Source organism: Serratia sp. GW822-FHT06E05 (assembly GCF_058799445.1).
On sequence record NZ_JBXALM010000010.1, the window covers coordinates 161,660 to 188,115 of the forward strand.

25 protein-coding genes are annotated in these 26,456 nt (G+C 57.0%); 7 read left to right on the forward strand and 18 right to left on the reverse strand.

Annotated elements, in window-relative coordinates:
• Nucleotides 1–10: 10 nt before the first annotated feature.
• Entirely contained in the window at nt 11–910 is a 900-nt protein-coding gene (gene xerD / locus AC1RKC_RS20460; protein WP_020828470.1) for a site-specific tyrosine recombinase XerD, read from the reverse strand.
• Between the two features lie 107 nt (nt 911–1,017).
• Between xerD and fldB the strand changes: the two genes are divergently transcribed.
• Nucleotides 1,018–1,536, forward strand: coding sequence for a flavodoxin FldB (gene fldB, locus AC1RKC_RS20465; protein ID WP_020828471.1), 519 nt, complete (start codon nt 1,018–1,020; stop codon nt 1,534–1,536).
• Between the two features lie 36 nt (nt 1,537–1,572).
• On the opposite strand, the gene creD is transcribed toward fldB, so the two are convergent.
• The 5 genes from creD to sdhE all read right to left on the reverse strand — a co-directional run bounded on the left by creD (nt 1,573) and on the right by sdhE (nt 5,820).
• Entirely contained in the window at nt 1,573–2,937 is a 1,365-nt protein-coding gene (gene creD / locus AC1RKC_RS20470; RefSeq protein ID WP_129984123.1) for a cell envelope integrity protein CreD, read from the reverse strand.
• Between the two features lie 103 nt (nt 2,938–3,040).
• Complete coding sequence (creC, locus tag AC1RKC_RS20475; RefSeq protein WP_404780349.1) at nt 3,041–4,459, reverse strand: two-component system sensor histidine kinase CreC; 1,419 nt, start codon at nt 4,457–4,459, stop codon at nt 3,041–3,043.
• On the reverse strand, nt 4,456–5,151 hold the full coding sequence (gene creB / locus AC1RKC_RS20480; protein WP_261136572.1) for a two-component system response regulator CreB: 696 nt from the start codon (nt 5,149–5,151) through the stop codon (nt 4,456–4,458). Before creB ends, creC begins: the two co-directional genes overlap by 4 nt.
• Nucleotides 5,151–5,573, reverse strand: a complete 423-nt coding sequence (locus tag AC1RKC_RS20485) for a protein YgfX (RefSeq protein WP_020828475.1) — start codon at nt 5,571–5,573, stop codon at nt 5,151–5,153. The genes creB and AC1RKC_RS20485 overlap by 1 nt, the downstream gene beginning before the upstream one ends.
• Nucleotides 5,554–5,820, reverse strand: coding sequence for an FAD assembly factor SdhE (sdhE, locus tag AC1RKC_RS20490; RefSeq protein ID WP_020828476.1), 267 nt, complete (start codon nt 5,818–5,820; stop codon nt 5,554–5,556). Before sdhE ends, AC1RKC_RS20485 begins: the two co-directional genes overlap by 20 nt.
• 322 nt (nt 5,821–6,142) lie before the next feature.
• Between sdhE and ygfZ the strand changes: the two genes are divergently transcribed.
• On the forward strand, nt 6,143–7,129 hold the full coding sequence (gene ygfZ, locus AC1RKC_RS20495) for a tRNA-modifying protein YgfZ (protein ID WP_129941752.1): 987 nt from the start codon (nt 6,143–6,145) through the stop codon (nt 7,127–7,129).
• A 57-nt stretch (nt 7,130–7,186) separates the two neighbouring features.
• On the opposite strand, the gene AC1RKC_RS20500 is transcribed toward ygfZ, so the two are convergent.
• Nucleotides 7,187–7,684 (reverse strand): DUF2165 family protein, encoded by a 498-nt coding sequence (locus tag AC1RKC_RS20500; RefSeq protein ID WP_493092741.1) that lies wholly within the window; start codon nt 7,682–7,684, stop codon nt 7,187–7,189.
• 164 nt (nt 7,685–7,848) lie between these two features.
• A complete protein-coding gene (trhA, locus tag AC1RKC_RS20505; RefSeq protein WP_020828479.1) occupies nt 7,849–8,523 on the reverse strand; it encodes a PAQR family membrane homeostasis protein TrhA in 675 nt (224 codons plus the stop codon).
• Between the two features lie 183 nt (nt 8,524–8,706).
• Between trhA and AC1RKC_RS20510 the strand changes: the two genes are divergently transcribed.
• Nucleotides 8,707–9,315 carry an HD domain-containing protein gene (locus AC1RKC_RS20510; protein ID WP_048760837.1) on the forward strand — a complete coding sequence of 203 codons (609 nt, stop codon included), beginning with the start codon at nt 8,707–8,709 and terminating at the stop codon, nt 9,313–9,315.
• 40 nt (nt 9,316–9,355) lie between these two features.
• Here AC1RKC_RS20510 and AC1RKC_RS20515 read toward each other — a convergent pair whose 3' ends face one another.
• From AC1RKC_RS20515 to AC1RKC_RS20530, 4 genes are read right to left on the reverse strand one after another with little or no spacing between them, the layout of a single operon-like run.
• Nucleotides 9,356–10,681 carry an MFS transporter gene (locus AC1RKC_RS20515; protein ID WP_129984118.1) on the reverse strand — a complete coding sequence of 442 codons (1,326 nt, stop codon included), beginning with the start codon at nt 10,679–10,681 and terminating at the stop codon, nt 9,356–9,358.
• Nucleotides 10,678–11,331, reverse strand: coding sequence for a DUF4286 family protein (locus AC1RKC_RS20520; RefSeq protein ID WP_048760839.1), 654 nt, complete (start codon nt 11,329–11,331; stop codon nt 10,678–10,680). The genes AC1RKC_RS20515 and AC1RKC_RS20520 overlap by 4 nt, the downstream gene beginning before the upstream one ends.
• 30 nt (nt 11,332–11,361) lie before the next feature.
• Entirely contained in the window at nt 11,362–12,711 is a 1,350-nt protein-coding gene (locus AC1RKC_RS20525; RefSeq protein WP_261440392.1) for an amidase, read from the reverse strand.
• Entirely contained in the window at nt 12,711–13,424 is a 714-nt protein-coding gene (locus AC1RKC_RS20530; protein ID WP_128865163.1) for a DUF2848 domain-containing protein, read from the reverse strand. Before AC1RKC_RS20530 ends, AC1RKC_RS20525 begins: the two co-directional genes overlap by 1 nt.
• A gap of 129 nt (nt 13,425–13,553) precedes the next feature.
• Between AC1RKC_RS20530 and AC1RKC_RS20535 the strand changes: the two genes are divergently transcribed.
• Nucleotides 13,554–14,231 carry a GntR family transcriptional regulator gene (locus AC1RKC_RS20535; protein ID WP_020828484.1) on the forward strand — a complete coding sequence of 226 codons (678 nt, stop codon included), beginning with the start codon at nt 13,554–13,556 and terminating at the stop codon, nt 14,229–14,231.
• Nucleotides 14,232–14,238: 7 nt separating this feature from the next.
• On the opposite strand, the gene AC1RKC_RS20540 is transcribed toward AC1RKC_RS20535, so the two are convergent.
• Genes AC1RKC_RS20540 through AC1RKC_RS20550 form a run of 3 tightly spaced genes read right to left on the reverse strand, consistent with a single transcriptional unit; the run spans nt 14,239 to nt 16,070 of the window.
• Complete coding sequence (locus AC1RKC_RS20540; RefSeq protein WP_020828485.1) at nt 14,239–14,985, reverse strand: SDR family oxidoreductase; 747 nt, start codon at nt 14,983–14,985, stop codon at nt 14,239–14,241.
• A gap of 25 nt (nt 14,986–15,010) precedes the next feature.
• Nucleotides 15,011–15,823 carry a MipA/OmpV family protein gene (locus tag AC1RKC_RS20545; RefSeq protein ID WP_046372708.1) on the reverse strand — a complete coding sequence of 271 codons (813 nt, stop codon included), beginning with the start codon at nt 15,821–15,823 and terminating at the stop codon, nt 15,011–15,013.
• Between the two features lie 13 nt (nt 15,824–15,836).
• Nucleotides 15,837–16,070, reverse strand: a complete 234-nt coding sequence (locus AC1RKC_RS20550) for a hypothetical protein (RefSeq protein WP_020828487.1) — start codon at nt 16,068–16,070, stop codon at nt 15,837–15,839.
• Nucleotides 16,071–16,257: 187 nt separating this feature from the next.
• Between AC1RKC_RS20550 and AC1RKC_RS20555 the strand changes: the two genes are divergently transcribed.
• Genes AC1RKC_RS20555 through AC1RKC_RS20565 form a run of 3 tightly spaced genes read left to right on the forward strand, consistent with a single transcriptional unit; the run spans nt 16,258 to nt 18,866 of the window.
• Entirely contained in the window at nt 16,258–16,926 is a 669-nt protein-coding gene (locus AC1RKC_RS20555) for a response regulator (RefSeq protein WP_020828488.1), read from the forward strand.
• Nucleotides 16,923–18,329 (forward strand): ATP-binding protein, encoded by a 1,407-nt coding sequence (locus AC1RKC_RS20560; protein ID WP_048760850.1) that lies wholly within the window; start codon nt 16,923–16,925, stop codon nt 18,327–18,329. The genes AC1RKC_RS20555 and AC1RKC_RS20560 overlap by 4 nt, the downstream gene beginning before the upstream one ends.
• A 6-nt stretch (nt 18,330–18,335) precedes the next feature.
• Nucleotides 18,336–18,866, forward strand: coding sequence for a GNAT family N-acetyltransferase (locus AC1RKC_RS20565; RefSeq protein ID WP_046372706.1), 531 nt, complete (start codon nt 18,336–18,338; stop codon nt 18,864–18,866).
• A 4-nt stretch (nt 18,867–18,870) separates the two neighbouring features.
• Here AC1RKC_RS20565 and AC1RKC_RS20570 read toward each other — a convergent pair whose 3' ends face one another.
• The 3 genes from AC1RKC_RS20570 to gcvP all read right to left on the reverse strand — a co-directional run bounded on the left by AC1RKC_RS20570 (nt 18,871) and on the right by gcvP (nt 26,376).
• Entirely contained in the window at nt 18,871–19,836 is a 966-nt protein-coding gene (locus AC1RKC_RS20570; protein ID WP_308738030.1) for a quinone oxidoreductase family protein, read from the reverse strand.
• A gap of 135 nt (nt 19,837–19,971) precedes the next feature.
• Nucleotides 19,972–23,256, reverse strand: a complete 3,285-nt coding sequence (locus AC1RKC_RS20575; RefSeq protein ID WP_493092740.1) for an autotransporter outer membrane beta-barrel domain-containing protein — start codon at nt 23,254–23,256, stop codon at nt 19,972–19,974.
• 240 nt (nt 23,257–23,496) lie between these two features.
• A complete protein-coding gene (gene gcvP / locus AC1RKC_RS20580) occupies nt 23,497–26,376 on the reverse strand; it encodes an aminomethyl-transferring glycine dehydrogenase (protein WP_187961880.1) in 2,880 nt (959 codons plus the stop codon).
• Nucleotides 26,377–26,456: the final 80 nt, after the last annotated feature.

The following is a 26,456-nucleotide window of genomic DNA, read 5'->3' on the forward strand; positions in this document are numbered from 1 at the left end:
ACCCGGCGTGTCAGGCACGCGGGTGGTGCTGTTGATGTAGCTGTTTAAGTCTTTCGGTCGCTACATGCGTATAAATTTGCGTGGTCGAGAGATCGCTATGTCCCAGCAACATCTGTACGACACGAAGATCCGCCCCATGGTTCAGCAAATGGGTGGCAAATGCGTGACGCAACACGTGCGGCGACAGCCTCTCGCTGTCTATGCCCGCTAGGATCGCATAGTGTTTGATACGATGCCAGAACGTCTGTCGGGTCATTTGCTGGCAACGATTGCTGGGGAACAACACGTCCAGCGCCTGGCCGTTGACCATCCACGGGCGGCCGTGTTCCAGATAATTTTCGATCCAGTACACCGCCTCTTCACCCAGCGGCACCAGCCGTTCCTTGTTGCCTTTACCTATCACCCGCACCACGCCCTGGCGCAGACTGACGTCACTGATGGTCAACCCGACCAGTTCGGAGACCCGCAACCCGGTGGCGTACAACACTTCCAGCATCGCCTTATCACGCAGTTCCAGGGGCTGATCGACACAGGGGGCCTGCAGCAACGCATCGACCTGCGCTTCGCTGAGATCTTTCGGCAGCCGCTGCGGCAGCTTAGGTGAGGCAAGCAGCGCGGTGGGATCGTCGGTGCGCATATTTTCACGGTACAAATATTGGAACAGGCGGCGCATCGCGCTCAGCAAACGCGCGGAGCTGGTAGCTTTGTAGCCGCCCTCCACCCGTTCGGCGAGAAACGCCTGCAGATCCAGCGCCTGCGCCTTTACCAGCGAAATGTTTTGTTGGTTCAGCCAGGCGACCAGCGCCTGCAGATCCAGCCGGTAAGAGGCCAGCGTATTCTCTGCCAGATTGCGTTCGAGCCACAGCGCATCCAGGAATTGCTCAATCAACGCATGATCTTGCTGTTGCACGCGGTCCTCTCTTTGTTACGTTTATGCCACAGGCATTATGCCTTAAACCGGTACAAATCGGGTATACTCGACGCAATTCTACCTACGGCAATATAAACGGTTTACACATGAAGATTGGTCTGTTTTACGGCTCCAGCACCTGCTACACCGAGATGGCGGCAGAAAAAATCCGTGAGATTCTGGGTGAAGACCTGGTCGACCTGCACAACCTGAAAGACGTCTCTCCCAAGCTGATGGAAGAGTACTCCATCCTGATCCTCGGCATCCCCACCTGGGACTTCGGTGAGCTGCAGGAAGACTGGGAAGCAATTTGGCCGCAGTTGACCACGCTGGATTTAAAAGGGAAAATCGTTGCCATGTATGGCATGGGCGATCAACTCGGTTACGGCGAATGGTTCCTCGATGCACTCGGCATGCTGCACGATCATATCGCCCCGCTCGGCGTACAGTTTATTGGCTTCTGGCCCATCGACGGCTTTGAGTTCACCAGCCCTAAACCGCTGAGCGCCGACGGCAAACACTTTGTCGGCCTGGCGCTGGATGATGTGAACCAATACGACATGAGTGAAGACCGCATGCAGCAGTGGTGCGAACAGATCCTATTGGAAATGGAACCCCTGCTGTAATGCCTTTGGGCGCGGTTGCCGCGCCCAATTGCTTGCCTATTTCCACAACCGGAAGCGGTTTTCCTCTTCTCCTGCTGGCGTCTCGCCGCTTAAACGTGCCGGGTCGGCCACCTGATACCAGTCCAGCTTGCGCGTCAGCAGCATAATCCCCGCCAAAATCGCAAACAGCAGCCCCGCGCCCAGCACCAATGCGTTATCTTCCGACTGCAACAGCAGGTACAGCACGCCATACAGCATCAGCAGGCTGGCGGCGAACAGCGTACCGCGCAACCGGCCGCGCAGAACCGCACTGAGATAAAAGGCGATCAGTCCACTGCAGGCGAGACTGGCCAGCAGATAGGCAGTGGCGAAACCGAAATGTTCAGAGAACGCCAGCAGGATCAGGTAGAACAGCACCAGCGCCGCACCGACCAACAGATATTGAATCGGATGCACCCGCAGCCCGGTCAGGGTTTCGAACAGGAAGAACGCCATAAACGTCAGGCCGATAAACAGCACTGCGTATTTCACCGCGCGTTCGGTCAGTTGATAGTGATCTACCGGCTCGATCAGGCTGGTGCTAAAAGCCGGCAGTTTGTCTTCGTCGAGGATCCCGTCATCGTAGTGAAAAGCACTGTTGATATTGTTAGCGAACCAGGTGCTGCGCCAGCGAGCGCTAAAGCCTTTCTCGGTCACTTTGCGCTCGTCTGGCAAGAAGTTGCCGAGGAAGTTCGGATGTGGCCAGTTGCTCTGCAGCGTCAATTCGCTGCTGCGCCCAAGCGGCACCAATGACAGGCTGCTGGTTCCCGCCAGTGTAAGGGTGAAATCGGCATCCAATCCGGTTTTCTGCAGCGAAGCCAATGTTAGCGGAGCATGGATCCCCTGCGGCAACACGTTTACCTGAGTGCCCGGCTCGAAGGTCGTCTGCGACTGCGCGCTGATAAGCGGCGAGATGCTTTTGATACCACGTGAATCACTCAACGAGACCAACAGGAAAGGTTGGCCAATCACGACATTGCTGCGTTGCAGGTCACTCAGATCCGGCTGACCGAACTTCACCTGAAACTTCAGCGGCCCCTGGTACACCTGCGTTTGGTAAATCCCCAGCTTGCGCACTTCCACGTTCGGCTTGCCGTTCACCTGCAGGTTTTCCGGCAGCAGATAGCGATGATGTCTGACCATTTGCACCACTTTCTGCCCCTTATCGTCGGTCTTTTCTTCCCTTTCGGTGTAAGGAATGACAATCAACGGCCCCAAAATACGCTGTGCGCGGCTGGTGCTTTCACTTACCTGCCCCACCACGCTCTGGCGGTAGCCGCTGCGCTCTTCAATCACATTCATTAACTGCGTCACCGGGATAATCATCAAAATCATCAATCCCAGCAGAGTGGCTATTTTCCAAAACAGTACCGATTTCATCATCGCTGCGCGCTCCTTGTAGGTAATGGCGCCACGATAATGGCCTTCGGTGAAAGCAGGATGTGGTTATGTGAAGGGAAGGTGAAGTCAGAGAGGGAAGGTGAAGTCAGAGAGATAAGGTGAAAATAGCCGCCACGCCGTGCGGTTGGCGATTGTGCAACCGGATAGATCCCCGGTGCAAACGCGCCACTTCCTGTACAAAGCTCAGGCCCAGGCCGCTGCTTTTCGGCTTGTCGGCCCGGGCCAGCGAATAGAAACGCTCGAACACTTTGTCCAACGCGTAATCCGGGATACCGCTGCCGTCGTCGCTGACGGTGATCCGGTAATGGCCTTCATCGCGTTCGCCACGCACGTTGATCGTGCCGCCCGCGGGGGTGAAATCCAACGCATTGTCGAGCAGATTGGTTAATGCCTGGCCGATCAGTAACCCATCACCGGTCAGGGTGATCTCTTCTAGAGCGTCTACCTGCAATAAAATACCGCGCCGTACCGCCTGCGCTTCCTTGCCGGCTACCGCCTGACGCACCAACGCCGCCATCGCGATCGGCGCCGGTTCCAGCCCGGGGCGGCTTTCCAGCCGCGCCTGAACCAGCAGCTTGTCCACCAGTTGCTGGATGCGCGTACTCTGTTGTTCGATATTGGTCAGAAAGCGCTGAGCGGTAGCCGGGGGTGGGAACTCCTGCAACAGCTCCGCTGCGCCGCGGATCGCCGCCAAGGGGCTTTTTAACTCGTGGGTCAGAGTGTGCACATACTGTTCGATGTAGGCTTTGCCCTCCAGCTTCACCCGCATGCTTTCGAGCGCCTGCGCCAGTTGCGTCAGCTCATGGCCGCCCATTTTTGGCAGCGGCACGCTTTCACCTTGCGCGACGCCATCGGCGTAACGCACCAATCGACCAATCGACCGGTTAATCCACCAGACAAAACCCAGACCAATCAGCAATGCAATGCCCAGCAGCAGTGCCCCTGCCCAAAGAATGCGGCGTTCGCTGCGTTTGATCACCGGCGCCATGGTGCTGTTGGGTTTTCCGACGCTAAGCACGCCGATTATCTTGCCTTGCTCCAGCACCGGCGCGGCGACATACATCACCGAGCTGTTTTCATCCTGTGGATCACTTCGCGTACTGCGGGCGCCATACTGGCCGCGCAGCGTCAGATACACGTCATTCCAGCGAGAATAATCCTGACCCAATGCCCTGCCGCTAGAGTCAAAAATGACCTTACCCTGCCGATCGGTAAGATAGACATGATATTCACTGCGATCTTTGCGAATACCGGCAATATTGGCGCCAATGGGCCGTTGATTGAGTTGGGCGAAAGCCTGCGCCAACTGGCCGTGTGCGACGTCAGTACGCTGCATGTCCAGACGCGCGATTTGCGCCAGCAGGTTGGCGGTATCCACCAGCGTGCCTTCGGTTGCGCGCCGCACACCAGGCTTCACTTCCTGCACGAAAATGCTCAGCACGAAATAGCCCGCGACCGCCACAATCAGGAAATACCCCAGCAGCAGGCGCAGGCCTATTCTCATGGTTGGCGGCTCACGCTATAGCCCAGGCCACGATGCGTATGAATGGGCGGTTCGCCCGGATCTATCTGACGTAGCTTGGCGCGCAAGGTTTTGATATGGGTGTCGACAGTGCGGTCCAGACTCTCTTCCGCCTGGGCCCAAACGCTGTCCATCAGCTGTTGGCGGGAAAATACCCTGCCGGGCGCCAGCAGTAAGGTTTTTAACAGCAGGAATTCATAGCGGGTCAGCGGTAACGGCTGCTGATGGTAATAAATGGTCGCCGCCGGTTCATCCAGCCCAAAAGGGCCGAAGCTATACAGCGTGGGCTGCTGCAAGCGATGTTGTTTTTGCAAACGACGTAAAATGGTACGAACGCGGGCGCTGACCTCTCGCGGGGAAAAAGGCTTGGCGACGTAGTCGTCGGCACCGATTTCCAGCCCGATCAGGCGATCGAGCTCGTCGCTGCGAGCCGTAAGAAAAAGAACGGGCAAATCCGCCGCCTGCGACAGCAGACGGCGACACAGTTCAAATCCGTTGATATCCGGCAAGCCGACATCGAGGATAGCCAACGCGGGCGCCCCTTGCGCCAATGCTTGCAAGGCCGGTTCGCCACGTTCGAACCAGCGCACCTGAAAGCCTTCGCTCTCGAGGGTATAAATCAGCGTATCGGCAATGCTGGGTTCATCCTCCACCAGCCACAGCGTCGGCTTCATCAGGGTTCCTCATCATCACTGGCCGGCGGATACAACAGCTGTTGGCGCAAATGTCGCCATTCGGCCTTGGCCATGCTGTCGGAAGCCAACCATAAGCGACGACGCTTTTTCCCCTGCATCGGTTGCAACGTCAGCAGAATACCGAAGCGCAGCATCCAGGGTTGCTTGACCAACTGCCATTCCTGGCCTTGCCAGCCCACACGCTGGTTCTCGAGCAGGCGCAACTCCCCCTGACGCGACGCAATGCGTTTTTGGCTACGAATGCATTCAAACACCACCAGCGTCAGCAACACCAGCCAGATTGGCCCGTAGCCTTCCGGCCAGGGTGAAATCAGGATCAGCAGGATCAGAACGCCATGCGTCAACAGCGAAAGTAACTGGGTGCGCCAGGAAATACGAACATCACATCGCCACTGGGCCACGGTCTTTATTTCGCGTCTGGATCAGTGTCACCATTCTCTGCAGTTCACTGTCCTGCGGAGCGCCATGATTCATCAGCCAGTTGAACAAATCGGGATCGTCACTCTCAAGCAGGCGGATAAACAGCGCTTTGTCTGTGTCATTCAACCGATCGTACTCATATTCGAAGAACGGCATGATCGAGATGTCCAGCTCACGCATGCCACGGCGACAAGCCCAGTGAATACGTGCTTTGTTATTAATATCCATGTTGTTATGACTAACCTCTTTTCAGCGTGGCAACGCCATCGCAGGGTTCAACCGACACACTGTATGGCAACACCGGCGCGATATAATTCCATCAGCCAAAGATCTGTCTGCAAGGGTAACCTTTGGCCGCAAGCCTATAGAGTAACAATTTGACATACTCGCCGGGAAGGACGTTCTCTGCCTAAAACGTAATTAAGCGCTAAATGTCAAAAAAAGCGCTGCTGCAGCGACAAGCGTGAATAACAGTTTGCAAAGCCCGCCGCCTCTTTTACCATGGGGCCAACACACCTTCAGGTAAGCTAACGTTAAGCAGGATCTTACTATGGCGTATAAAATTCCATTTCCACCCCGTCAGCCTTCCGCCTCTTCCCATCTGCCCCTGACCTTAATCTCGCTGGAAGATTGGGCACTGGTGACGCTGAACGGGCCCGACACGGTAAAATACCTTCAGGGCCAGGTGACCGCTGACATCGAAGCGCTGGCGGCGGACCAGCACGTGCTGTGCGGCCACTGCGACGCCAAAGGCAAAATGTGGAGCAACCTGCGTCTGTTCCACCGTGGCGAAGGCTTTGCCTATCTGGAACGCCGCAGCGTGCTGGACAGCCAACTGGCTGAAATCAAAAAATATGCGGTGTTTTCCAAACTCACCATCGCCGCCGATAACGAAGCGGTGCTGCTGGGCGTAGCCGGTTTTCAGGCACGTGCGGCGTTGACGGGCATTTTCAACAGCCTGCCGGACGCAGAACATCCGGTGGTGCAGGACGGTGAAACCACCCTGCTGCACTTCACTTTACCGGCGGAACGTTTTCTGTTGGTTACCACCGCAGCGGTAGCCGAACAACTGGTCGCCAGGCTGCACGAACAGGCGGAACTCAACGACAGCCAACAGTGGCTGACGCTGGATATCGAAGCCGGTTATCCGGTCATTGACGCCGCCAATAGCGGGCAATTGATCCCACAGGCCACCAATCTACAGGCACTGGAAGGCATCAGCTTTAGCAAAGGTTGCTACACCGGTCAGGAAATGGTGGCGCGCGCCAAATTCCGCGGCGCCAACAAGCGGGCGCTGTACTGGCTGGAAGGCAAAGCCGGACGGGTGCCGCAGCCGGCCGAGGATCTGGAACTGCAGTTGGGTGAAAACTGGCGCCGTACCGGCACGGTATTGAGCGCCGCCAAACTTGCCGACGGCACGCTGTGGGTACAGGTGGTGTTGAATAACGATCTGGAAGCCGACAGCAAGCTGCGTGTGCGCGATGATGCCGCCAGCGAATTGGCGATCAAACCGCTGCCGTATTCACTGGAAGCCTAGAGTACCCCCCGGCTTTATCTGAGGGCGCAACCTGTTGCGCCCCTGCTGACATATCCGTTACTCGTCTAACTCCCCATCGCGTTGCACCAGGTAAATCAGCACCAGAATAATGGTGACAAAGAACCGAAAGGCGTCCGGCACTCCGTTCCATTGTTTCGACATCCACATGCCGAACCATTCGCCCCCCACCGACATAAACCCCACCTGCCAGGTCAGAAAACCGAGCGTCAGACCCACCACCGCCAGTTTTTTCTTTCTGTTGAACGCCACGGCGGGCAGTTTCAGACCACACAGCAGGCGCACACCGCCCACCCAGCAGAGCAGTGCCGTTAGGCTTTCCAAGAAAATAATGCCGATGTAACCGGCATGATGCAGCCAGGGAGACTGTATGGAACGGTAGGTGATGGTGGCATCTGGGAAAATGGTGTCCATCATAAAGAAATGACGCACAAAGGCGAAGTTGGAACCGTAATCCGTAATATTGCCGAAAGCGACCAAGGTGGCAAATAGCGCAATCGCGCACACCAGCAGCGCTTTGGATAAGCGAATAATCATATTGATGAGTCCTGAAAGATTAACGTAAACACCGAAGGTGCAAAGTCGGGCTCAGGAATAAACAGAAAAATGGGCTTGCTGGATACCCGAAAGAAACAAGCGCCTCTTTTTTAACTTAAAAGAAACGCTTAATCAACATGATACTAACGCTGCGGGGGTGCACGTCAGACGTAAAGATAAATCGCCATAAAGTGGCACAGGCTGCCGCCGAGCACGAAGCCATGCCAGATGGCGTGTCCAAAGCGGAATCGCTTCGAGGCGTAGAAAATCACCCCCAGGGTGTAAACTACACCGCCGACTGCCAGCAGCGTCACGCCGCCTAAGGCCAGACGCGTCGCCAACTGATAGATCACGATCAGCGACAGCCAGCCCATGGTCAGATAGGTCACCAGCGACAGTGCTTCAAAACGGTGGGCGAACGCCAGTTTGAACAGCACGCCCAGCAGCGCCAGGCCCCAGATAACCGCCATCAACCCTTTGGCCAGGGGTGAGTTCAACCCCACCAACAGAAACGGCGTGTAGGTACCGGCAATCAAAAGGTAAATGGCGCAGTGGTCAAATTTTTTCAGCCAATGCTTGGCCTTTTGATGGGGGATCGCATGGTACAGCGTGGAGGCCAGGAACAGCAGGATCATGCTGCCGCCATAAAGACTGTAGCTGGTAATGGCCGTGACATCGGCACCGCTGTCGACCGCCTGCACCAGTAGCAATACCAGGCCGACAATGCCAAAAACCAACCCAATACCGTGGCTGATGCTGTTGGCTATCTCCTCCGCCCACGGATAGGCCGCAGCGGCGATTTTTTCAGTCCCGGCTTTCACTACGCCCGTTTTTCCCATAAAGCACAACCCCTCAAAACGCTCAACATTGTTCGAAATTACCGCAAAGCAGCTTAACTGAGAATAATTTCAGTGTACACGTGTACGCTAAAATAAAACTGTGTACGCGTGTAACCATCGAAATCCCCCGCTCACTGGTCTACAATCGATCCGCTTCAACCCATCTACCTTGAGGTTTACACCATGTCATCCGCTGTACCCGCGTTAGATTTCGGCTCCATGACCCAGGTCATCCAGTTCCTGATGGAAATCGACAAGTTGAAAAGCGTGCAACGCCGCACCAAGGTGCTGGGCACCCAACGCCAGGAAAACTCCGCCGAACACAGTTGGCACTTTGCCGTAGGCGCCATGAGTCTGGCTCCTTACGCCGGTAAAGACGTAGATATTCAGCGGGTGATCCAAATGGCTCTGCTGCATGACATCGTTGAGATCGATGCCGGCGACGTGCTGGTATACGATCTGGCGGCACGTGCAGCGATCCACGATCAAGAGGTTGCCGCGGCACGGCGCCTGTTTGGTATGCTGCCGGACGCTCAACGCGAGTATTTCACCGCTTTATGGCAGGAATATGAAGATGGCGAGAGCGCTGACGCACGCTTTGCGCTGGTGCTGGACCGCACCATGCCGATGCTGATGAACCTGCATAATGAAGGCCAAAGCTGGGTCGAAAACGGCATCAGCCTGGAACAGGTGTTGTCACGCAATACGATGATTGAAGAAGTTTACCCTGAGCTGTGGAAACACCTGCTGCACCACCTGCAGGACGCCCAGCGCAAGGGCTGGTTGAAGTAACTCGATGCAGGCCGGGTGCATCCCTCACCCGGCACCAGCTTCACAGCGGCTTGTGCGCCGTTTCCTTTGCGGCAATCACCGCCCACAACGTGATCAGCAACGCCACCACCACGTAGGCCGAGATCGCCAGCGTGCTGTCGTAGGACTTGAACAGCGAAGCGATAATCAGCGGCGCAAACCCACCGCCGATAATACCCGCCAGCGTATAGGCCAATGACGAACCGGCATAGCGCACCCTTGTCGGAAACTGTTCGGTGATAAATGCCGCCTGCGGGCCGTACATCGCCGCATGGATCAACAAACCGACCACCACCGCCAGGCAGATCAGCACCGGCTGGCTGCTGTCCAGCAGCATGAAGAACACAAACGCCCATACCATCGCCGCCAGCGCTCCGCCGATATACACCGGCCTGCGGCCAAAACGATCCGACAATGCGCCAAACATGGGGACGGTAATCGCGTTGCCGATCGCCCCCAGCATGGTGGCAGTCAGCGCCAGCGGGCGCGGCAGGTTCAGCACCGTGGTGACGTAGGTCAGCGTGAAGACCACCACCAGCGCATAGAGCACGTCGGAGCCAATACGTGAACCGCCGGCAATCAACAGCGGACGCCGATGCTGGGTGAAGACCTCACGGATTGGCGCATGAGTAACGTCCTTCGAGGCTTCCAGCTTCAGAAACGCCGGCGTTTCCCCTACCCCACGGCGCAGCCACAGGCCAAACACCACCAGCACCAGGCTCAGCAGGAAGGGGATACGCCAGCCCCACTGTTGGAAATCTTCTGCCGACATCGCCACCGTCACCAGCGTGATCAGGCCGGTGCCAATCAGCGTGCCGCAGGAAGGACCGACCTGAGCAAAGGAGGCATTGCGCCCCCGCTGGTGCGGTTTGCCGTGCTCCATCGACAGCAGTACCGCACCGGCCCATTCGCCTCCCAACGCAATCCCCTGAATAAAGCGCAGCGTCACCAACAGCAGCGGGCTCCAGATGCCCCAACTGGCGTAACCGGGCAACAGCCCCATCAGCGCAGTAGTCACGCCCATGATCACCAGCGTCGTCACCAGCACAAAGCGCCGCCCCAGCACGTCGCCGAGATGACCGAACACGATGCCGCCAATCGGCCTGGAAACGTAACCGACCGCATAGGTGGAAAACGCCAGAATGGTACCCACCAGCGGGTCGAAAGACGGGAAAAATACGTGATTGAAAATCAGCGCCGCCATGATGTTGTAAACGGTGAAATCGTACCATTCCAACGCGGTGCCGATAGAGCTGGCGGCCGCCAGCCTGCCGGTTTTCGGTGGGTGAGCGGCAGAGTCGTCAGCGGACAGGTTCAAGGTCGGCGTTTCGGTGGTTGAAGTGCTCATGATGACAGCTCCTGAGTGGTCAGTTGCCAGCCAAGGGCATAATGCAGGGCTTCGGCAGCGGGGATTTTCAGTTGGCGGCAGGCCAGTTCGCTCAGCCGCTGGCCAGCCTCGGCGCTGCTGCTTTCGATCAGCAGCATCGGCAACAGATGGCGATTCTCACGCGACTCTTTCGGCAACGGCGAACTGAGCTCCGCGTCCGGCGACAGCAGGCTACTGCGCACAAAGCCTGGTTGCTCAGCCAGCAGAGCCCCCAAATGGCTGATGCTGGCTTTCAATACCTCCGGCTGCGCCGGTGTGAGGTTAACGATAGCCAGGTAACTGCCGCAGCCCTGACCGGTCACCGCCTCCACCGCACACACCCGGCGCATCGGGTCACGCATTTTATCGAGGCTCGCCACCGACCAGGGCGTTTGCTGGGTAAACGCAGCGCGGTAGGCCGCTGAGGTAAAACTGGCCAGTGATTCGGTTTTGTACAGGCCAAGATATTTACGCCCGCCGTGCAGCGCCTGATAACGGGTGCCCGACAAAAAACCAGGCACCCGCACTCGCTCTTCCACGTGCTCGCGGTCGTACCACTGATTGAAATCCGCCTCATCCTGCGTGGCGATATCTGTTGCGACAAACAGCATTCCGTTCGGGGAACCGGTCATGGGGACTCTCCTGTTAGCTCAAAGTAAAAATCACGCGCCGGCGAGGCAACGTTCGATTGCCAGCGCCCACCCCAGCAGCGCTTCGTCATGCAAATGCAGTGCGGCCACCATCAGGCCAACCGGTGCCGCATCGGCCTGCTGGCACGGCAGTGACAATGCGCAGCCGTCGAGGAAATTGATCACCGAAGGATTACGCAGCACGGCGCCATTGATACGAAAATAGGCTTCTTCATCTGCTTCCAAATCGGCAAGGGTCGGGGCAACGAAGGGCACCGTCGGCATCAACAACGCATCGAATCCTTGCACTGCGGCACTCACCCGCCGTTGCCAATCGGCGCGCTGCGACCGTAATTGCTGCAGGTTGTTTTCATCCAGCGTTTGGCCGCGACGAATGCGTGACAGCACCCGAGGGTCATAAGCATCGGCATGTTCGGCAATCAAAGCCCGGTGCCAGTGCCAGGACTCCAGCGCGCTAAAACCGCCGTCGGCATTGATCGCCGCCAACTCGGCGAACTCCTGACAGGGAATAAATTCAATTTGCGCCCCAGCCTGCGTCAAACGTTGCAGGCTGAGATGAAACGCGGTGGTGACCTCCCGATCCAGGCCATCCAGCACCAGGGTTTGCGGGACGGCAAAGCGTGCCTGACTCAAATTTTTCTGCTGCGGTTGCAGCGGCCGATCGGCTATTGCCGTATCCAGCGCCAGGCACCCGGCAACGTCATGAGCAATTACGCCTATCGAATCCAGTGAAGGGGAAAGTGGCAGCAGGCCGCCGCTGCTAATGCGGCTGGCGGTGGGCTTATAGCCGGTCAGGCCGCAGAAGGCCGCCGGGATCCGCACCGAACCGCCGGTGTCGCTCCCTATCGAGCCGAAACACATGCCATCGCTCACCGCCACCGCAGCCCCCGAGGACGAACCGCCGGGAATGCGACGAGCGCTGCGATCCCAGGGATTGGCGGGCGTGCCGTAGTGGGGATTGATCCCCAGCCCGGAATAGGCAAATTCGGTCATGTTGGTTTTGCCCATCACCACCGCGCCCGCTTGCAACAAACGCGCCACCACGGCGGCATGGGCATTGGCCGCTGGCGCACTGGCCAGTACGCGCGACCCGGCCGCAGTAGCCTCCCCTGCGACATCAAACAGGTCTTTGACCGACACCGGTACGCCGTCCAGCGCCGACAACGGGTTAGCCGCGGCACGCCGCCGATCGGCCGCCAGGGCCTGCTCCTGAGCCCATTGAGCATACACATGAGTAAAGGTGCGCCGCCCCTCTCCCTGCTCGTCCGCAATTTTCAACAATGCGTCAGCGGTTAACCGCGCGGCGGTAAATTCGCCGTTGGCCAGGCCTGAAGCAGCCTGGGATAACGTCAGCTTTTTCATCAGGCCACCACCGGCAGCTCAATGCTGCTGTAATGGTGGCTGATGGTCCGCCCCAGCACTTCATCCACCAGTTCCATACGGAATTCGGTCGCCGGCCGGATGCCGCCAATCGCCGCCACCGTACCGCAGGCCATCGCCAGACCGTCTTGCGGCTGCGGCACTGTCAGCCCACTTTCCGGTAACTGTTGGCCGCTCAGGTAGCGATCCAGCAGATCGCCCGGAGTACGCAGGCTGGCCAGACGGCCCTGCTGATAGAGCTGGAATTCGCCGTTTTCCTTGATCCACGAGCGCAGGATCAACGAGTCCCAGTGCGCGATCACCTCACGCAACGGCCAGGCGGCACGAGCCACCGGCTTGACGCAGAGCTGTTTGGACAGGGCCACGCTGTGCGCCTCCAACTGACGATCGGTATGATCCGAAGCCAGCGAGACATACAATTCACCGCGATGTGTGAAGATCAGCGGTTCCGCTTCGCCGGAGCTGGCATTGCCGATAACTTCGATACGTTCGCTCTGGCTGAGCTGGTTAACCGCCACCCGGTAAAACAGAGGAATTGCACTGGGTTGGGGCACGCCGAGCTCGGCCAGCTCCCTGATATGGTGCAGGATCGCCTCGCGATCCCGGCCGGTCCAGCCGGCAATCACCAGGTGATCGATCTCGACATCCAACACCCCAGTGCCGCTGGATTCGGGTAAAGTAAAGGTCAGTCTCATGGCGTTTGTGCCTCTTTGGTTAAAATACTGTGAAATTTCACTATATCTTTAGTTACCAAATAAGCGATTTCCGTGCCATGTTTTTGTGTACTATGTCTAAAAACTTTCGTCTTGCAGGAGCAGAACGTGATGACCCTTGACGCAGAGAGCCCGGAACTCCCGACGGCAGAGGAAGCCGGGCTGTCACTGAATGAACTCGCCTACCGACGCTTTAAGCAGGCGCTGGTGACGTTAAGTTATAAACCTGGTGAATATCTCAATACCGCTCAGGTGATGAGCGAGCTGGACATGGGCAGAACGCCGATCAATCAGGCGATCCACCGGCTGGCCAATGAAGGATTGCTGCAGGTGATCCCGCGTAAAGGGGTGATGGTTGCGCCGCTTTCGATGGATGATGCGCTGGAATTGATTGAAGTACGTTTGGCCAATGAAATGCTGTGTATGCGGTTGGCGAGCAAGAGAATTACGGCCCCCCAGATCGCCGAGCTGACGGAGCTCAATCAACAAATCGAAGCCGCCAGTCAGCAACGCGATCGAGTAAAAATGATGACGTTGGATCATCAATTCCACCAGCAGCTGGCGCAAATCGCCGGTAATAATATGCTGGCGGACATTCTGAGCGTACTGCACGCCCGAGCACAGCGCTTTTGGGCCAGCACGCTATCACGCGAAGGCCACATGCGAGAGGTGATAGAGGAGCATCGGGCGATTATCGCCGCACTGGCCGCGCAGGACGATGACGCAGCCGCCAATGCGGCGCAGGCGCACATACTCTCATTCCGCAGTGCGCTACTGCACGAAGGATAAGCCGCCGTCAGCGGCCGCCGGCGGCTTCAATAAAGCTGCCGGTGACGTAAGAAGCGGCATCGGACAGTAACCAGACGATGATTTCCGCCACCTCTTCTGGAGTACCGCCACGCTGCATCGGCAGGCTGCTTTTTACCCGATCAACGCGCCCAGGCTCGCCGCCGCTGGCATGCATTTCGGTATAAATCAGCCCTGGCCGCACGGCATTTACGCGGATGCCCTGCGCCGCCACCTCCAGCGCCAGCCCGGTGGTAAGCGTGTCTACCGCCCCTTTGGAGGCGGCATAGTCGATGTATTCTCCCGGAGCGCCGAGGCGCGCGGCAGCGGAAGAGACATTGACGATCGCCCCGCCCTGGCCGCCATGACGCTGCGCCATGCGCTTCACCGTCTCACGGCAACAGAGAAAATAACCGGTAACGTTGGTACTCAATACCTTATTGATGCGCTCGGCGGTCAGTTGCTCAATCCCCGTCTGCTGAAACAAGATACCGGCGTTGTTAACCAGCGCGCTGATCGGGCCAAGGCCGACATCCAGTGCATTGAACATCGCCACCACCTGATTTTCATCGGCGACATCCGCCCGTAGTGCCAGTGCACGACCGCCCATGGCTTCAATTTCCGCCACCACCTGCGCCGCCGCGGCCTCATCTTTCAGATAGTTAACGCCCACCGCATAACCCTGTCGGGCCAATAACAACGCCGTGGCGCGGCCAATGCCGCGGCTGGCGCCGGTAACCAATACAACTTTCGTCATGTCGTTCCTTTCTCTGGTTGCGAAGTCAGAAACTGTAGCTGGCGCTCAGGAAGGCGATGCCAGCCGTTTTTTTCTCGACGATCGGGCTTTTGGCCGCGTCACCCAACAGAGTATAGAGACTCACACCGCCCTGAAAGGCAATTTCTGGCGTCAATTGGTAGTTCAGCACGCCGGTAAGCGTGGCTTGCTTAAAGCCGCTGCCCGGTCGATACGCGGCGAAAGACGTTTGCTGCGCCTGTTGCTGCGTCACACCAAAATAACCACGCTGGTAACCCTTGTTGGCCCAGGTGGTGCTCAAATCGGTTGAAAACGTCAATGCCTCGCTCAGCGGATAAACTGCCGCGATACCCAGATCGACGTATGCAGTATGCCCCAGGTCCTCATCCCCATAACGCCGTGCTTTGGTGGCCTGCATTCCCTTAACGTAAGTGCGAAAAGGGTCAAATTTATAGCTCAGCTCAATACCGGCTTCAAAAGCGCCATCCAAATCGCCCATACCTTTCAGCCGCTTGTTGTGACCCCGCAGCGTTTTCACCTCTTCATCCCGTCCACCGTCATAACCAGCCAATAGGGCTATACCGAAGGGCCCGGATAACGGCAACTGCCAGCGAGCACCGTTTTGCAGCCCCAGGCTGAAGTCACCCCAGGCAGACTTCTCGTAACCGGCCTCAATATCGTACAGCGGCACCGCACTGTAGTCGGAAGCTCCCTGATAGTCCGGCGCCACGGCCATGCCGCCGCTGAATTTCAATGACGCCTCTGTGCCATCTTGCGTCAGCCCCTGCAGAGGGAATAACACCAATAACGTCGCCGCGGAATAACCCAGGGTATTTTTCACCGTATCTGCCTTATTATTTAATAAAGGGTTGTAGCGCCACCAAGCGCCGCAATTGTTTTTTAATGCGTGGTTTTAAGCTTTTATAAAAATCCGATGACTCCGTATGCTGAATAAGAGGCAGGGTGGGTAACAATGGGCCGCCATGATCCCCATCTTGCGCATCGACGTGGAAAGACAGCATGGTCAATACCAACAATAAAATTGCGCCTAAGCGGGCAGCCTTCATTGAAAGATTGTCGATACGCATTTTTTCCACCTGAATGATTTATTCAGAGTCGAGCGTACTTGAAAAAGGACGGGGCTCCCTTAACGTCAAATTAATCCCAGATTAAGGTTTGCTTAAGAAGGAGCGAACAAACGGGATGACGTCGTTGTCTTCCCTGTGCGGTTGTAGTTATATAGCCGCCAGCGCCGTGACATAAACCGGATACCCCGTGAACATATTGCTTGTGGAAGACGATCTGCAATTGGGCAAAGCCCTGTGCCGTGCTTTGGAGCTGGCCGGGTTTGATTTGTGCTGGGTGCGGCTAGTCCATGATGCACAACATAAATTGTCTGAGGGCAACTTTGATTTAATGCTGCTGGATCTCACCCTGCCCGACGGCGATGGCTTGAAAAAACTGATCGAATGGCGCGCTGCCGGCCAAAATATTCCGATCATTATTCTCACCGCCCGTGACCGCATTGAAAGCCTGGTCAACAGCCTGGATTCCGGCGCAGATGATTTTCTGGCAAAGCCTTTTGCCCTGCCTGAGCTGATATCCCGCGTGAAGGCGGTAAACCGGCGCATGGCGGGGTTTGCCTCCCAAACCTGGAGCCTGGGCAACCTGTATCTGGACCCGATGAACCACCAGGTCACGCTGGACGATGAACTGCTGTTGCTGTCGAAAAAAGAGTACCGCCTGTTGCACGAACTGATGCGTTGCGCCGGTACCGTGGTACGAAAGGCCGCCCTGGAACAGCGTCTGTTCGGTAATGGCGATAATGTAGAAAGTAATTCTCTTGAGGTGCACATGCATAATCTGCGACGAAAAATTGGCAAGGAGAGAATTATTACCGTACGCGGCATAGGGTATTTATTGAAAAAAGAGTCTCAGGGATGATTAGCTTCAAATCCTTTTTCATGCGAACCATTGTTTTCCAGGTAATGGCCATACTGGTGCTCTGGGGAATATTGCTTGGCTGGGTAAAATACCTTTATTATCCAGATGCTGAAAAGTACCTGGATAATCAGCAACGCATTGTCGCACAAGGCATCGCCAATATTCTCGACAAGACTGATATCACCGACAAAAATTACACTGACATCATTAAAGATATCGAAGTCATGTATATCGACTCGATTAAAAACGGCATGCAAGACGAGATAGATTATCGCCCGTTATTCGTTGTTTACGACAGCAGTAATCGGATGATCTACGCCTCGCCGCAACAGGACAAAGCATTATTCCTGCCCCCTTCAGTACTGTCCGGCACCATCAGTTACGCCAACGTGAAGTGGCATATCGCCGGCAGTTGGAGCGATAAACAAAAATATCGGGTGATTGTCGGCGAATCCTTTGACAACCGGACCACCATTTTCGGCAATCCGGCGGAAAGTACCGCGATCCCTTTGCTGGTGATCCTGGCGGCGATCATTGTCACGCTGCTGATCACTGCCTACTTCAGCCTGCGGCCGCTGCGGCAAATTGCCCGTACCATCTCTGACCGTAAACCAGGCAATTTATCCCCGATCAATGTACGCGCGCAGTATCAGGAAATTCGGCCTGTGGTGCTGGAAATCAATAAGCTGATGACGCGTATCGACGCCGCCAACCAGCGGGAAAAACGCTTTATGGCGGATGCCGCCCACGAACTGCGCACCCCGATTGCCGCCGTGCTGGCACAGCTGCACCTGCTGACCCAGGTGGCGGATAAAACCGAACGGCAGGAAATTATTGGCGACATGCAACAGGGGCTGGATCGCGCCGCATCGCTGTCGCGCCAGCTGATTGATCTGGCCAAGCTGGAGTCGGAAGACTTCCCACTGAAGATTGAAGCAGTGGATATCTACGCAGAAATCAGCAAATGCATTGCTCAACACGTGCCCTACGCAATGGAGAAGAACGTTGAGCTTTCGCTCGAGGGCAGTGAAAACGTGGTGATCGATACCGATCGCCATTCGCTGATCACCATCTTTACCAACCTGCTGGAAAATGCCATCAAATACGCACCGCCCGGCGGCAGGATCGAAGCCAACATCCGTTCGTTGTCCCCCTTGGGCTGCTATATTACCCTGCGTGACAATGGCCCTGGCGTTAGCCGGGAATACCAAAAACGCCTGTTTGAGCGTTTTTATCGCGTGCCTGGCGTCCAGCAGACCGGTAGCGGCCTGGGGTTGGCCATTGCCAAAAACCTGGCCGATAAAATCGGGGCGCAGCTAAGGATCACCGAAGGGCTTGATGAACGCGGTATCGGGTTTGTCATCGACCTACCGGAAAGTTACCTGATACCAACGGAGAACTAATCCCCCATGACCGCTCCCATTTTACTGCAGCAGCACCAGCTTGATGCGCTGTGGCAGATCGACCGCAGTGAAATTATTGATACTCTTTATCGCCTGCAAGACGGGGAGTTACAGCCTTACAGCGACTATTACGATGTACGCGGCTGGGATCCACACGATCGGGAAACCTATACGCCGATCCATGAACAATGCTTTGCCCGCGGCGGGGCATTTTTCGCCCTGTTCGAAAAAGGTCAGATTGTCGCTGCTGCGGCGGTAGATACCTTGCCACGCGGCCCGCAACAGGACTTGCACCAACTGCTGTTTTTCTACGTCGGTGCCGCCCAACGCGGTAAAGGGCTGGGCAAAATCCTGTTCCGCCGTTGTCTGCAGCAGGCCAGAAAAGGCGGGGCTCAGGGGCTGTACGTCTCCTCAATCCCCAATAAAAACACCGTGGATTTCTACCTGTCGCAGGGCTGCCAGGTGATTGATCAGCCGGATGCAGAGCTGTTCGCCCGCGAACCGGAAGATATCCACCTGGTTTGCTATTGCCGCTAGCCGCCTATTGGGCAATACGGATCACCGAACGCACGTCGCTTTTCTTGTTCAGATCCCAGACTTCAGCGATCTCTGATAAGCCGTGCTCCTGGGTTTCGACCGAAATCTGCCCTGCCGCCGCCAATGCCAGAATTTCGCTGGCATATCTTTTCATTTCAGCCACCGGCGGGAAATTGCCGGTGCCGCTGCCCATGATTTGTAGTTGATTACTGCGCAACACCGCCGCCGGCAGTCGGATATCCGGCCCGGCCATCGATCCGACGTTGACCAAGCGTATGCCGCGTCCACCTGCGTAGGAAGACAAATCATGGTTGTTAAGCGTCGCAAGCAAGGCTTCGGTCGCTGCCCCCCAGATATAATCGACAATCACCTGATAGCCATGCGGCCCCGCTGCGGCGGCGAAAGCCTGTGTCAGTGCAGCCCCTTCCAGTCCAAGATCGACCGTAGCATCAACGTCCAGCGCATCCAGCACGCTCTGGCGGCGACCGGCAGCGACAATTCGTCCCGCCCCCGCCTGACGTGCAGCCGCCACTGCCAGCTTACCTGACGTCCCGGTCGCGCCAATAATCAGCACCGTTTCACCGGGCTGCAGCTCGGCACGCCAGTGCAGTGGCAGCCAGGCAGCAAACGCCGGGTTAATCAACGCGGCGGCGGTAGCATCATCCACGCCTTTCGGCACCGGTACCGTCCAGGAGGCGAGGCTACGTTCTGCCAGCGCACCGTGCGGTTGGCGGAAGGAGGCAAAATAGACCCGTTGACCGTCCGGCGCGTAGCCAACGCCATCGGTGCCGGGCACGATCGGCAGGATCTTCGGGCTTGAGTAATGCGTTCCGGACACTATGGCGCGATCCAGTTGTTTGATGCCGGCCACGCTCACCGCGATCACCGTTTCCCCTTCACGCGCTACCGGTTCGTCGATATTGCCAAACACCGGTGCCTGCCCTAATGCGTTTACGATTGCTGCTCTCATCATGGATCCTCACGCCGTTCAGATGGCCCTGCGGCGACAATTGAAAAGGGACACTGCATCATGCCGTGTCCCTTGATAATACATCTAGCCGAAAAGTGTTATTGATATTCGCTCAGCGGCAAGCTGATTTAAACATCAGAAGCGCCAGGTCACGGCAACGTTACCCTCTAATGAATGACTGCCCTGGCGTAACAGCTCGCTGGAAACGCCGGCGCCCAAAGAGACCGCCTGGTTGAGTTGATACTGCACACCGGCCTGTGCGGCCAACGTATCACGCCCGGCCAAGGTGCTTTCGCTATCAAAGGCAGAGGCGTTATACCCCACAAATTGAGCGCGCTGGGTCACTTTGTTGCTTAACAACTCATGCTGCCAACCCAGGCGCAAAGTGGCGGACAATGCCTGTGAGCCCTGCAACGGCTGCTGGTACAGTGCCTCCACGCCGAGCGTGCTTTGCAGCGAGTCGGCGTAACGCCCCTTAATCTGCAGCGGCGCGGTACCGAACCCGGACTCTTTGATTGTGCGATGAGTAGTCGCGGTATAGTCCAGCGCCGCGACCGGGCCGAGGCTGAAGGTATCGGTTAACGCAAAATGATAGCCACCGCCCAAGGTCAATGACCCATTCCAGGCCGTCCAGTGACTTTTGCTGGTACCGCTAATGCCGGCAACATCAAACTGGCGCTTCATCTGATTATCCTCCGCCCCTATGCGGCCCAGGCCGTAGGCGAAAGGCCCGGCCATCACGTCCTGCGCATAATTGAACTGCATCCCAACATCAAATGAGGTGCTGTTCGTACGTGCCCGATCGGCGCTTTTGGCATTGACCGTTTGCCCGCCGACCGCCGCGTGGAACCCGGTGGTCAGGCCCGCTACCAGCCCGTTACGTTTCTCGGCACCGAACAGCACGCCATAACGCGATGCGTTGTAACCGGCGATATTGCCCGTATTATTTTGCCAATTGCCACCGCCGTAAGGCAGAGCAAAGCTGATCCAATCTGGCTCGTCGCCGGTGGGTGCCAACGTCAGATTGCGTTCCGGCGCAGTCAAGGCACGGGTTAACTGGCGTTCGCGGTCAAATGAGGTCTGAATCAGGCTGTTATAAGCCGACGGCTCCAGTTGAGCCAACGCGCTATTCACCTGCCGGCCTTCGGGGCTGGAGAAGTCCAGCGCGGTCAGTAACGGCCGCAGGTCATCCCCCGCCGTCGCCGCAGCATGGGCTAACGCCAGACCCACATTTCGTTCATTCGCAGTCTGCGCGTACTGGCTGTAGGCCGATGCGTCACGGGTTGCGCTGATTTGATATTGCCCGTCCTCCAGTGGCGCCACCCGGAAGCTCAGCGTCGGTGACTGTGCCTGAATGCTCAACTGCTCGAATTCACCGCTGACCTGGCCTAATTGCAGCAGGGAAGTACTGTTCATCTGCCAGTCCGAGGCATACCAACCTTTGACCGGCAGCAGCTCCAGAGCCCCGCCCAGACTGGATTTACCGCTAACCTGGAGCTGATCCCCCTGCCCCAGACCGTCAAACATCAGTTGCAAGCGCCCTTGTGGCCCTTGAAGATAATTGCCGTCGATCGAAAGTTTGCCAAAAGGAGACCCGGTGGTGAGCAAGCCGTTGTTGGTGAACAGCCCGGCATCCGACAGCGCATAGCGACTATTACCCGCCAATTGGGCGCCCGGTTGGATATCAACGCTATAGACCTGGTGGTCGCCGTTCAGCGTGGTTTTCCCGCCTTCGGCCACCAGCGCCAGGTTATCCTTGCCGCGGATATTACCGTTATAGGTGAAATCAAAACTGTTATCCGCCACCTCAGTGACCCGCCCCTGCGCATCTGGCTGCAGGCCGAAGGTTAAGCGAGTCAGGCGAGCCTGGTTATTTTCGTCCCATTGTGCGTAGTCGGAAATTATGTCGCCCTGAATATCGGCGCCGCGCATCACGTTAATCGCACCGGCCAATGCATTCACCGACTGGTAGATGGCCGCTTTGGTTCCTTTCAACGAGCCGGTAATATCGAAGTTAGACACCAACGGCGCAGCGCGGTATTGGGACAGGTCGACCCCAGCCCACTGCCAGATATACGAGCCACGGTATTCGGTTTCGTTGCCCAGCAGGTTGTTGCCGAAATCCAACCTGGCGGCGATGCCTTCTTTACCGGTGGCTTCCAGGCTGCCGCGTTGAACGATATTGTGGCGATCTCCGTATGCTACCAATAAACCGGTGCCGTAATCGCCGTTGGCTTGCACCCGCACACCAGGTGCAATACTGAGCGTATTCCCTGCGCCATCAATTCTGATACCCGCTGCGGCAACGCCGTCCGCCAAGATATCGCCGCGCTGCTCGACACGATTATTGCTGCCGTAAATGTGCAACCCAACACCCCGTGCTGCGGTATTGGCCTTACCGTCAAGATACGCCGTGCCTGCCGCATTGCGCGCACAATAACCCTGTTGGTTTACCACTTCCAGGCCGCTGCCGTAAATCGAGCGGCCAAAGAAGTTACGGCGATCGATGTCGTACCCCATGTCCTGCAGCAGCGCCAGCTCGGCCTCCATCATTATGGTGTAATTACGGTAATTTTGGTGGCTCATCAGGCTGCGCTCCAGCTCAATGTGCGACATGTAATCGTCGTCGAGATCGCCCAGTACATCGAGAATACGCACCGGGACACCCGGCATGGCCCCTGCCAATACCTCATTGACGTGGCTGCCTGCGAAATAACCCCGATCTTTGCGTACGTCAAAGGCCGAAGGGTCGTCCGGCCCCTCACACTTAGTACACAAGATAGCCTGCCCCGGCTGCGCCGGATTGCCATTGTCATCAAACAGGTGCGAACTCCAGCTGCCGAACGTCGGGCCAAACTGGGTCACACCATCAGCCACACCGGCATCAGCGCTGATGCCTAATGCATGGGCTATTTCATGAAAAATGATGACTTCCAGATCGGCACGGTGATCGGTGGGGATCAGTGCTGGCGAAGCCTGGCCAGGGGTAAAATCCATTTTCCCGATCTGGACGACGGCATGGGCACCGCTGTTCAATTCGCCGGCATCCTGGCCCTGCAACACTGCCTGAAGCTGGGTTAGGCTAAATGCGGCCTCACTGACGTCTGGGCTCATCGCTCCGGCGTTCTCATCGTCAAAGGTGCCGACGTTGATCACGCCCGGCAATTTGCCCGGTAGGGGTTTGATAATATCGGCCCAGCGTTGCGCGGCGCTGATCACCTGTGCCTTTTGCGCATCATCCAATCCCCAGGAGGAATGCTGGGGGGCACCTTCTTCATTGAAGTAGCTGCCGTCGGTCGGACCGTAGAAGTTCAGTTTAAACACCGTTTGGCCGCTGTTATTCCGAACGTCGTAAGTCTCAATTGCCTGCGCGGAACACAAGGGTAAAGCCGCAACGATTGCGATAGCCAACTTTTTCATAGTGCACTCCCTGTCAGTAAATCTTCCCTGCAAAATAGTTTGCTGATGACAATTTAGCCGCAGGGGTTTAAACGGAAAGTAAACTGGAGAGAGTCTTAAACGATCGGGGTAACAAAATGCAGAAAAATAAAATAACCAGTAATTAATCAAATATATAAGCAAGAAAACTCTCAGGGTTTAGCCATAAAAAAAGCAGCGCATAATGCGCTGCTTCCTGATGGCAAACCTCGCCGAATAAACTTATTCGTAATCGCTCATCGGCACGCAGGAACAGAACAGGTTACGATCGCCATAAACGTCATCCAGACGCTTCACGCTCGGCCAGTATTTGTTCTCACGTACTCCGGCGATAGGGAACACCGCCAGCTCACGGCTGTAGGCGTGCTGCCAATCGCTGACCAGCTCCGCCTGCACATGTGGCGCGTTTACCAGCGGGTTATCTTCCAGCGGCCATTCACCTTTTGCTACCCGGTCAATTTCTGCGCGAATCGCCAACATCGCATCGATAAAGCGATCCAGTTCAACCTTGCTCTCCGACTCGGTTGGCTCAACCATCAGCGTGCCCGCCACCGGGAACGACATGGTCGGCGCATGGAAGCCGTAGTCGATCAGACGTTTGGCGATATCCATTTCGCTGATACCGGTTTCTTCCTTCAGCGGACGAATATCGAGAATACATTCATGCGCCACGCGATGATCGCGACCGGTATACAGCACTGGGTAAGCGTCCTTCAAACGGGTCGCAATATAGTTGGCATTAAGGATTGCCACCTGGCTGGCCTGCTTCAACCCTTCCGCGCCCATCATGCGGATATACATCCAGCTGATTGGCAGGATAGAAGCACTGCCGAACGGCGCAGCGGAGACCGCGCCCTGCTGGGTGGTCACGCCGTCGATCTGCACCACACTGTGGCCTGGAACGAATGGGGCCAGGTGGGCTTTCACGCCGATAGGGCCCATGCCTGGACCACCGCCGCCATGAGGGATACAGAAGGTTTTATGCAGGTTAAGGTGCGAAACGTCCGCCCCGATGTAACCTGGGGTGGTGATGCCCACCTGCGCATTCATATTGGCGCCGTCGAGGTAGACCTGGCCGCCGAACTGGTGAACGATCTGGCACACTTCACGGATGGTTTCTTCGTACACGCCGTGGGTCGACGGGTAGGTCACCATGATGCAAGACAGTTCTTCGCCCGCCTGCTCTGCCTTGACGCGCAGGTCATGCAGATCGATGTTGCCGTTCTTGTCGCAGGCGACCACCACCACGCTCATGCCCGCCATTTGCGCGGAAGCAGGGTTGGTGCCGTGCGCAGAGCTTGGGATCAGGCAAATATGACGGCCCGCTTCATTGCGGCTTTCATGGTAACGGCGGATCGCCAGCAAACCGGCGTATTCACCCTGTGCGCCGGAGTTCGGCTGCATGCAAACCGCATCATAACCAGTCAGTTGCACCAGCCACTGCGACAGTTGGCCAATCATTTGTTGGTAACCTGCCGCCTGCTCCGGTGGACAGAACGGATGCAGTTCGGAGAATTCAGGCCAGGTGATCGGGATCATTTCCGCCGCGGCATTGAGCTTCATGGTGCAGGAGCCCAGTGGGATCATCGCCTGGTTGAGCGCCAGGTCCTTGCGTTCCAGACGGTGCATATAGCGCATCATCTCGGTTTCGCTGTGATAACGATTAAACACCGGGTGAGTCAGGATCGGATCCTGACGCAGCATGGCGACCGGGATCGACTGGCTGTTTTTACTCACCGCGGCGTCCAGCGCGTCGATGTCCAGGCCGTGATCGTCACCCGCCAGCAAGGCAAACAGCGTCTGCACGTCTTCACGTGAGGTCGCTTCGTCCAGCGTAATGCCTACGGCACCGTGAATGTCGGTACGCAAGTTGATGCCGAAGCTCAATGCACGTTCCAGCACCGCGGCCTTGTCTTTCACTTCTACCGTCAGGGTGTCGAACCAGGTTTTATGGCGCAATGCCAGCCCGGCTTGTTGCAGCCCGGCGGCCAGAATGTCGGTCAGACGATGGATGCGCCCGGCGATGCGTTGCAGGCCCTGCGGGCCATGGTACACCGCATACAGGCTGGCTATGTTGGCCAGCAGCACCTGCGAGGTACAGATATTCGAGTTGGCTTTTTCGCGGCGGATATGTTGCTCACGGGTTTGCATCGCCATGCGCAGCGCGGTGTTGCCGGCGGCATCGCGGGAAACACCAATGATACGGCCCGGCATTGAGCGTTTGAACTCGTCGCGACAGGCAAAGAAGGCGGCATGTGGGCCGCCGTAGCCCATCGGCACGCCGAAACGCTGTGCAGAACCGAACACCACGTCGGCTCCCTGTTTGCCCGGAGCGGTCAGCAGCACCAACGCCATAATGTCGGCTGCCACGCTGGTGCCGATTTTACGATTCTTCAGCTCGGCCAGCAGTGCGCTGTAGTCGTGCAGTTCACCGGTGGTACCGACCTGTTGCAGCAGCACGCCAAACACGCCTTGCAGCTCCAGAACTTTCTCGGCTTTATCCACGATCACTTCGAAACCGAAGGTTTCGGCGCGGGTACGCACCACGTCCAGCGTCTGAGGATGTACGTCATCAGCCACGAAGAAACGGTTGGCGTCTTTCAGCTTGCTGGCGCGTTTGGCCAGCGCCATCGCTTCGGCAGCCGCGGTGGCTTCGTCCAACAGCGAGGCGGACGCCAGATCCAAACCGGTCAAATCCAGGGTCAGGGTTTGGAAGTTCAACAGCGCCTCAAGACGGCCCTGGGATACTTCTGGCTGATACGGGGTATAAGCGGTGTACCAACCTGGGTTTTCCAGCATGTTGCGCAGGATCACCGGCGGCGTCAGCACCGCGCTGTAGCCCATACCGATATAGGATTTGTAGCGCTGATTCTGCGAGGCAATCGCCTTCAGTTCGGCCAACGCCTGATGTTCAGTTGCCGCATCGCCCACCGGCGGCGGCGCAGGCAGTTGAATGTCTGCCGGCACAATCTGTTGGATCAGCGCGCTGAGCGAGCGTGCGCCCACCGCTTCCAGCAACTGCTGCTGTTGTTCTGCAGAAGAGCCGATGTGACGTTCGATGAACGCTTCGCTGTGTTCAAGTTGGCTGAGTGTCTGAGTCATTGCTACAAATTCCTGAATTCTGGCGTGGTACGGGATATAGCCTGAACTAAAACGCCCCGGCAGAAAGACCTGGGGCGTTG